The 8,022-nt window shown below is 58.4% G+C and carries 7 protein-coding genes and 1 tRNA gene; 3 read left to right on the plus strand and 5 right to left on the minus strand.

Translation table 11 applies throughout. The features are described from left to right. Positions 1 to 175 precede the first annotated feature (175 nt). The 4 genes from CO655_RS32575 to CO655_RS32590 form a co-directional block, all read right to left on the minus strand. Positions 176 to 544, minus strand: a complete 369-nt coding sequence (locus tag CO655_RS32575; protein WP_176539350.1) for a hypothetical protein — start codon at positions 542 to 544, stop codon at positions 176 to 178. Positions 545 to 648: 104 nt separating this feature from the next. Then, a complete protein-coding gene (locus tag CO655_RS32580) occupies positions 649 to 2,478 on the minus strand; it encodes an RNA-directed DNA polymerase (RefSeq protein ID WP_141514392.1) in 1,830 nt (609 codons plus the stop codon). Between the two features lie 196 nt (positions 2,479 to 2,674). Next, a tRNA-Thr gene (locus CO655_RS32585) sits at positions 2,675 to 2,750 on the minus strand. A gap of 122 nt (positions 2,751 to 2,872) precedes the next feature. Then, positions 2,873 to 3,832: a nitronate monooxygenase family protein gene (locus tag CO655_RS32590; protein WP_097606951.1), complete on the minus strand. Its 960-nt coding sequence runs from the start codon at positions 3,830 to 3,832 to the stop codon at positions 2,873 to 2,875. A gap of 285 nt (positions 3,833 to 4,117) precedes the next feature. Between CO655_RS32590 and CO655_RS32595 the strand changes: the two genes are divergently transcribed. Beyond that, a complete protein-coding gene (locus CO655_RS32595; RefSeq protein ID WP_097667936.1) occupies positions 4,118 to 5,317 on the plus strand; it encodes a regulator in 1,200 nt (399 codons plus the stop codon). Positions 5,318 to 5,392: 75 nt separating this feature from the next. Here the strand turns inward: CO655_RS32595 and ppk2 are convergent, their stop codons facing one another. Then, on the minus strand, positions 5,393 to 6,274 hold the full coding sequence (gene ppk2 / locus CO655_RS32600) for a polyphosphate kinase 2 (RefSeq protein WP_097667937.1): 882 nt from the start codon (positions 6,272 to 6,274) through the stop codon (positions 5,393 to 5,395). A 243-nt stretch (positions 6,275 to 6,517) separates the two neighbouring features. On the opposite strand from ppk2, the gene phoR reads away from it, so the two are divergent. Both phoR and CO655_RS32610 read left to right on the plus strand, forming a co-directional pair. Beyond that, positions 6,518 to 7,738 (plus strand): phosphate regulon sensor histidine kinase PhoR, encoded by a 1,221-nt coding sequence (gene phoR, locus CO655_RS32605; protein ID WP_097606954.1) that lies wholly within the window; start codon positions 6,518 to 6,520, stop codon positions 7,736 to 7,738. Between the two features lie 104 nt (positions 7,739 to 7,842). Beyond that, the coding region (locus CO655_RS32610; protein ID WP_141514393.1) for a DUF559 domain-containing protein at positions 7,843 to 8,022 on the plus strand (180 nt) is incomplete at its 3' end.

An 8,022-nucleotide genomic window follows, 5' to 3' on the forward strand; every position in this document is an offset into this window, starting at 1 on the left:
TCTCGACACCCGAAAATGCGTTCGCCGGACGCTTACAGTCGTTCTACGACCTGAAAGCCAGTCGGTAAAGCAATTCTCGCGGCAGCCGTCGTTTTTGCGCGACGTCAGCCGAAATGAAGGCCCGGCGCGATCGCGGCCCGACCCTCATTCTATCGGAGGCGAGCGCCTGCCCACCTCACTGCTGGCATGCTTCGCTGAGTGAGCCGGTGCCGGCCGTGCAGCCCGGCACCTGCTGAAGATCCGGATTGACGCCCCCGGGATTGATTGTGCTGCGCCCGCTGTTGAGATCGACGCCGCCAGTTCCGATGGTGCTGCCGGTCGTACCGGGATCGGTGCCGACAGAGCCGGTGCCGGCCGAGCCCGTACCGACGGATCCGGTACCGGCCGAACCCGCGCCCGAGCTCCCCGAGCCGCCGATGACAGGCGCCACCGAAAGCCGCCCACTGGAATTTGCACCGCCGGTCGTCTGCGCCAGCGCCGAGCCGGCAAGGCCGATCGAAAGAAGCGATATCGCGATGAGTTTACAGGACATGGTTTTCTCCATCCTTGTTGTCTCAGAGGGGAGAACCTGTCCGGCGGCGGCATTGTTCCTTTCACGAGCTACGATCGCGGGACGATTGCTTCGGGCTAGTATTCGGGCGTCTACAATTAAAAACCCATTTGACGAAAGAAGGGGTCGCCTTTCAGTGCCGGATGCAAAGTGTGCATTTTTGGTAGGATTTTCTTGATGTCTTTATTCTTTGAGATTGCGAGGAGAGATAGCACTTTCGGGAAGTATATTTTTTGAGGATAGCTGTCGTTCGATGCGGATAGATATGATTTTTGTGATTTCGATATTTGAACGTCGCTGCACAACGAGTTAAAATAATTAAATACAGAATTTGCGTCTTCGCTCTCTAATTTTGTTATTACGTCATGAAAGTGAGGCCAGTCATTTGTATGCATAAAGAGCGGCGCAATCCCGGCCGCTGCTCGACAAAGCCAGAAGTCTTCCGCTATCTTTCCCGTATTATTTCCAAGAAGCGCAATCACATCCCCTCTTGGCAGGAACTTGCCAGCGACAAAAATTGCGCCGTGGAGGCAGACGCCGCCTCTTAGTGATGCGATTTTACAAAAGTTCCGAACCAGTTGGATCAACTTATTGACGCGTTGGAATCTCGCGTGAAGGAGGTAGCCAGTTATTTCAACGAATGAAGCATCATCGACAAATGCCCCAGTTGAGATAAAATCACTGAGCTCATAAAATGCAGCATTGTTACTGTTCGAGTAGGCCAGATACCGAAGTGCAGTTGATCTCATTGCAGGACTGTTTTTGATAAGCCAGACTAGATCGCCGTCGGGGATATTGTGGCCGCACTCGTGCATCAGACTGAAAATAAATTTATGAATCTTGGATCCGTTGTCTCTTTTAAACGGAGATTCCGGTCCTGGTTCTCCTCCATTTTTCCGATCAAGCCAGGTTTCGTACTTGGAAGCGATCGAATCTTGAATGGTTGAAGATTTGTCACCTTTCGCGATTGCGTCTGCAAACTCAGCCAATTCCGAATTCTCTTCAACGCAAAAATGATCGAAAGCCTCGGGCTGAGAGAGAATTCGCGTCTTTGAGGAGTTTAGGCGCAGTTGGCGAGACTGGAGAGTCAAATCTAAGTCGCGCACGACGGCTTTTGCCTGCGCTAACGTGTTAACGCCGATGTCCATGTCATCCATGAATCTCGCATAGTTAGACACGGCTGAATTTTCACAAACCTTGTCTACCTCGTACAACATAGCGTTCGCTAGAACCCGCGTTGCCGTAGTTTCGATCTGAGGCATTCCAATTTGCGTTAGGGGCATAAAATCAGGTGTCCACGTCATGCGATTTAAGACGTGGATCAATAGATCTAATACAGCTTCGCGAATGTTGGCTAGAGAAGCAATTATATTTCGGAGATGCTGGAAATTTATGAAGTCATAAAAATTTGCAACGTCCGTGATCACGATATAATTGTTCTCATTAGCGAAACCAAAAACCGCTTTTTGAAATCGCTTCCAACTTGCAAATGAACCATATTGATGGTCGCTCTGCTGAAAACCTTTAACAAAGTTGCCATCGTCCGGCTCAAAGAACGCGGCCTTGCTGGGCGCTTTCGATTTAAGTTCAAAGAATATACTTCTGGAAAGCCGCTCTAACACAAGCAGGTCTCTGGGGTGGACCAGTGTCATTTGGCGGCATAAACCGCGGGACTTTTCCGCTAAAAACCTCTTTGGCTTCCTTACGATGTACTCCCCAGACAGAACCTCTCTTTGAATCTGAGAAATCAATTTCGTTAAGTTATCGTTATAGTCGCGGTACTCGATTGCATCGAATACGAGTTGTTTTCTAAGTTGATAGCGAACACGCTTCTTCCATTCTTCGCGCATCAGCGAAGCAGAGAAGACATCTTTGAGGTCCTGTTGCAGGAATTGGAATTTGGGAGACTGCAAGTAGGCGGCTTTCAATTTAGCTTTGAATCAATGTTCGCAGCATTACCTACCTAAAGGCGATCGGCAAGTCTTGCGAACTAACGCATTCGTCACCGTGTCAGCTGAGCTTGTGACTATGATTTTGGTGCAGTTCAACTTGCCACTTCGATGAGACGTATGACGCTCAGCGATTGGCATGAAGTATCCAGCTATTTCAAATATGGGAGAAAAATGGTGCCGCTTACGTGACTCGAACACGTGACCCCATCATTACGAATGATGTGCTCTACCGACTGAGCTAAAGCGGCATTTGGCGGCCGAAGCGTGCGGCCTGCGATTTGCATGGCGCTGATACAGGCATTGTCCGAAGATTTCAAGCACCCTGTCATGCCTTTGACAAAAAAGAGGGCAGGGGTGTGGAAGACCGCCCTCAGAGCGCCAGCCGGGCGCGGGCGGCCCTGTATTCAGCCTCCAGCCGGTCGACGAGTTTGGCCACCGGCTCAACCGCCTTGACGGCGCCGATGCCCTGGCCGCTGCCCCATATGTCCTTCCAGGCCTTGGCGCCGCCGGTCGCCTGTTCGAAATCCATCTTCGACGGGTCGGCGACGGGCAGGTTGTCGGGGTCCATGCCGGCGGCGACGATCGAGGGCTTGAGATAGTTGCCGTGCACGCCGGTGAAATAGTTGGAATAAACGATGTCGGCCGCAGCCCCCTCGACGATCGCCTGCTTGTAGGCGTCGGCAGCGCGCGCCTCTTGCGTGGCGATGAAGGGCGAGCCGATATAGGCCATATCGGCGCCCATCGCCTCGGCGGCGAGGATGGCGCCGCCGGTCGAAATCGCGCCGGCAAGCAGCAGCGGCCCGTCGAACCATTCGCGGATTTCCTGGACGAGGGCAAAAGGCGACAGCGTGCCGGCATGGCCGCCGGCGCCCGATGCCACCGCAATCAGCCCGTCGGCACCCTTCCGGATCGCCGAATGGGCATGGCGATTGTTGATAATGTCGTGCAGCACGATGCCGCCATAGGAATGCACTGCGGCATTGACCTCCGGCACGGCGCCGAGCGAGGAGATGACAACAGGCACCTTGTATTTGACGCAGAGCGAGAGGTCATGCTCCAGCCGCTTGTTCGACATGTGGACGATCTGGTTGACGGCAAAGGGTGCCGCCGGTCGCTCCGGATGGGCGGCGTCGTGGCGGGCAAGCTCCTCGGTGATCTCGGCCAGCCATTCGTCGAGCTGGCTTTCCGGCCGGGCGTTCAGCGCCGGAAAGGCGCCGACGACGCCTGCCTTGCATTGCGCCAGGGTCAGCGCCGGATGCGAGATGATAAAGAGCGGCGAGCCGATCACCGGCAGTCTGAGTTTATCCTTGAGGATCGGGGGCAGGGCCATGGTTCACCGCTCGCATTGACGTTTACGAAAACGTCAATCTCATAACAGAGAAGAAAAGCCGATAAAAGAGCGGCTGCCATGCCTTCGTCGATTTCAGCCCGATATATCAGGCGGAGAGAACGATAGGTAAGGCCCGAGCGCCCGTGAAAGCTGGCGAATATCGCCTGAGATCAACGGTGGGCGAGTCCGCAAGGCTTGCGGTTTGCCGCACTTGCCGCTACCGAATTTTGATGGAGAACGGCGGGGATTGTGGTCCGACGCCGGGTTCAAGGTGAAGGACTAGATGTGAGCGGATTAGAAACGGCCATCAGAACAGCGCTCGAAAATGCCGATCGCGACAATCCGGAAGTTCGAGCGAGGATCTACCAGTCGGCCCGCCAGGCGCTGGAAGCGGGCCTGCGCAAGCAGGATATTACCGATGCCGACGCCGTCGCCCATCACCGCCACCGCCTGGAAAGCACCATTCATGCCATCGAAGGCGAGGAGCGCGACCGGCTCCACCCCCGCCAACGGCCGCCAGAGGTGCCGGTGCCGCCGGTCGTCGAAATGCCGGCGCCACCGGTTCATCGGGGCGACGTGACCGATATCGGCAGCCTGATCGACAGTCCGGTGGCCGCGGGCGAGGCCCGCTCTCCCGAGGTGGTCATGCACCGCAGCGACGAGTCGAGCCTCGACAACGTCCACGCCGGCAATGCCGATCATCTCGCGGCCGCCCCGGCCGGCGAGGAGCGGCTGACGCGCGGCGAGCGTGCGACCAGCATGGATTTCCGCCCGGAGCGGGCGGCGGGCCGCCGCAAGCCGCGCAAGTTCTTTTCGCGGCTCCTCGTCTGGTGCGTGCTCTTTGCCTTCATCGGCATCGGCGCCTGGTGGGCCTATACGTCGGGCCTGCTGTTGACGGCGGCCGAACGCGACACCAGCGTCGCCAATCCGCCGGCGAGCACCCAGCCGGAGGATTTCACCGGCAATGACGACAGCGCCGGCGATGGCGCCACCCACACCGATCAGCCGGTGACCATCGATCCGCAAAACAGTTTTTCGGCCGACTGGATTCCGGTGTTCAAGCCTGAAGAGGCCGACAAGATCAAAAGCGGCCCGCGGGCCCGCACCGAAAACATCACCGAGAATGACGGTCCCGCCGTGCGCCTGATTTCCGAAAGCGGCGCGGCTGACGGCAATATCTCCTTCAGCGTTCCGGCCTCGGTGCTGCAGCAGCTTGCCGGCAAATCCTCGACCATCGCGCTGACGCTGCAATCGACCACCGACGAGCCGACGCAGGTGACGGTCGAATGCAATTTCCAGTCGCTCGGCAATTGCGCCCGCCATCGCTTCACCGTCACCCGCGAAAAGTCGGATGCGCTGCTGCAGGTGAAGTTCGACCGCTCGCTCGCCCCGAATTCGCCGGGCACGCTGACGATCAACAGCGATCTCGACGGCAAGGCGCGCGGCATCAACCTCTTCGCCATCCGCATCCTGCCGGGGCAGTGACCGGCGTCTTACAGCGCCGCGTCTGAAAAGACGCGCGGCGCTGTCCGGCAATTATGCAGCCGGGCGGCAGACGGCCTATTTCAGGAAGCCGGGGCCGGAGCCGATGATCTCTTCGTCGACCGCGCCGATCGCCGCCTTGTCCTTACCGTCATAGTCCATCCTGTTCAGCATGTGACGGATGAGCTGCAGACGCGCACGCCGCTTGTCATTGGCGCGGATGACGGTCCATGGCGCGAAATCCGTGTGGGTTTCCTTCAGCATCCGATCGCGCTTTTCGCTGTAATCGCCCCATTTCGTCAGCGCCGCGATGTCCATCGACGACAGCTTCCAGACCTTCAGCGGATCGTGCCTTCGGTCATGGAACCGCTTGATCTGCATCTCCCGGCCGATATCAAGGTAGAATTTGAAGAAGAAGATGCCCTCATGGGCGATGATCTTTTCGAGCTGCGGCGCCTGTTTGAGGAAGCCTTCATATTGCAGCGGCGTGCAGAAGCCCATGACCGGCTCGACGCCGGCGCGGTTGTACCAGGAGCGGTCGAACAGCACGAATTCGCCCGATGTCGGGAACTGCGCGACATAGCGCTGGAAATACCATTGTCCCTGTTCGCGTTCGGTCGGCTTGGCGAGGGCGACGACGCGCGCAAGGCGTGGGTTCATATGCGCCGAGGAAGCCGAGATCGCGCCGCCCTTGCCGGCCGCGTCCCGTCCCTCGAACAGCGCCATCACCCGCTTGCCTGATGCCTGCAGCCAGAACTGCACCTTGACGAGTTCCACCTGCAGCTTTTCCAGCTGCTCCAGATAGTCCTCCTCGTTGAGTTTCTTCTTGTAGGGAAATGCGCCGGATTCCAGCGCATGTTCCTCCACCCAGTCCGGCAGGACAGGATCATCGACGTCGAAGACGCGCTTCTTGCCGCGGATATCCAGTTCCACCGCCCTGCTTTCGACATCCTCGCCCATATGCTCCTCCTGCGCTGGTGGCCATCTTGCCGCAGGCGAACATATTTGCCATTGAAAATCAAATCTTTCGCGGGCCGCCGGCAATATTTCTCAAGGCTTGCGCTGCGGTCTTTCGTTTCGGGCGCGGCAGCCGAAAACTTCTGTCATGAATTGCCGCTATCAGGCAGAGTTCCAATATAAAGAAAAACGAATCGACGCCGCGAGGCCCACTTGCAAGACGAAATCCCGTGGAGAAAAAGCCTGTTGGCGCGCATCCGACGCGAGCGGCCGGTGCTGCTTGCGGCCATCCTCAGCGCCCTCATCGCTCTCGCCGCCGGCATGAACAAGTGGGTGGTGCTTGTTCTCCTGCTCGTGATGAGCTTGACCGCGCTGTTCAACGAGGCGCCGGTGCTTAAGCCGGAGCCGGGCGAGCCGGAGGAGACGGAGCCGGAAGCGCCGCCGAGCCGCCTGCCTGACATTTCCGCCACGCTTGCCGGCCTCGATATTCCCGTGATGGTGCTGTCGGAAGATGCCTCGGTGCTCTTCCAGAACCGCGCCGCTGAAAAGGCCTTCGGCGAAGTGGCGCTCGGCGCCCACATATCGGCCCGGCTGCGCTCGCCCGGCGTGCTCGACATGGTGCGCGAAACCATCGCCACCAATGCGCCGAACCAGATCGAGCATGCCGAGCGGCTGCCGTCCGAGCGCGTCTATATCGTCCGCAGCGCGCCCGTCGAATTCAAGGCCGACGGCCAGCGCGAGCGGTTTTTCATCCTCTCCTTCCGCGATATATCGGAGGTTCGCCGCATCGACCGCATGCGCTCCGATTTCGTCGCCAATGCCAGCCACGAGCTGCGCACGCCGCTCGCCTCGCTGCGCGGCTTCATCGAGACCATTCAGGGGCCGGCGAAGAACGATCAGAAGGCGCAGGCGCAGTTCCTGGGCATCATGTTCGATCAGACGACACGCATGAGCCGGCTGGTCGACGACCTCCTGTCGCTTTCGCGGCTGGAACTGAAATCGCATATCGCACCGGATGAGAAGGTCGACCTGGTGCCGCTGCTCGGCCATGTCCGCGACTCGCTGGTGCCTCTGGCCAGAGACGTCGGCGTCGATATCAACCTGCATCTGCCCGACGGCAAGGTCGAGGTGCTGGGAGATCGCGACGAGCTCGTCCAGGTCTTCGAAAACCTGATGGAAAATGCCTGCAAATACGGCCAGGAAGGCAAGGTCGTCGACGTCCGGCTGAAGAATGGCGCCGGCGGGCCCGTCGAGGTCAGCATCATCGACAAGGGGCCGGGCATCCCGGCTGAGCACGTGCCGCGTCTGACGGAACGCTTCTACCGCGTCAGCATCGAAGACAGCCGCTCGAAAAAAGGCACCGGCCTCGGCCTTGCCATCGTCAAACACATCCTCACCCGCCACCGGGCGCGGCTGATCGTCAAATCCGAAGTCGGCAAGGGCACCGATTTTACCGTGCGGTTCTGACGGGGCGAGGGGACGTGCCATACGAGACAGCTGAGTTAAGTCCCCTCTCCCCGTAAAACGGGAAGAGGGTTAGGGTGAGGGGCAAATCCCACGGAACGACTTCAATGAGAGGCCCCAAGCCAAAAACCACTGCCCGAGCGCGATCATTGCGTCAGTCCGATAACGATGCGGAGGGCAAACTTTGGAATGAGCTGCGCGACCGGCGGCTCAACGGACATAAATTCGTCCGGCAATTGCCGATCGGCCCCTATTTTGCGGATTTCGCCTGTCGTGAACTGCGGCTG

Origin of the sequence: Rhizobium sp. M1 (assembly GCF_002531805.1) — a bacterium.
Lineage (GTDB): Bacteria > Pseudomonadota > Alphaproteobacteria > Rhizobiales > Rhizobiaceae > Rhizobium > Rhizobium etli_C.

Bases quoted from the DNA above. Each gene is read 5' to 3' on its own strand.
- CO655_RS32575 (WP_176539350.1), bottom strand. From the start codon at position 544: ATGGAGAAAACCATGTCCTGTAAACTCATCGCGATATCGCTTCTTTCG.
- CO655_RS32590 (WP_097606951.1), bottom strand. From the start codon at position 3,832: ATGGCCCTGCCCCCGATCCTCAAGGATAAACTCAGACTGCCGGTGATC.
- ppk2 (WP_097667937.1), bottom strand. From the start codon at position 6,274: ATGGGCGAGGATGTCGAAAGCAGGGCGGTGGAACTGGATATCCGCGGC.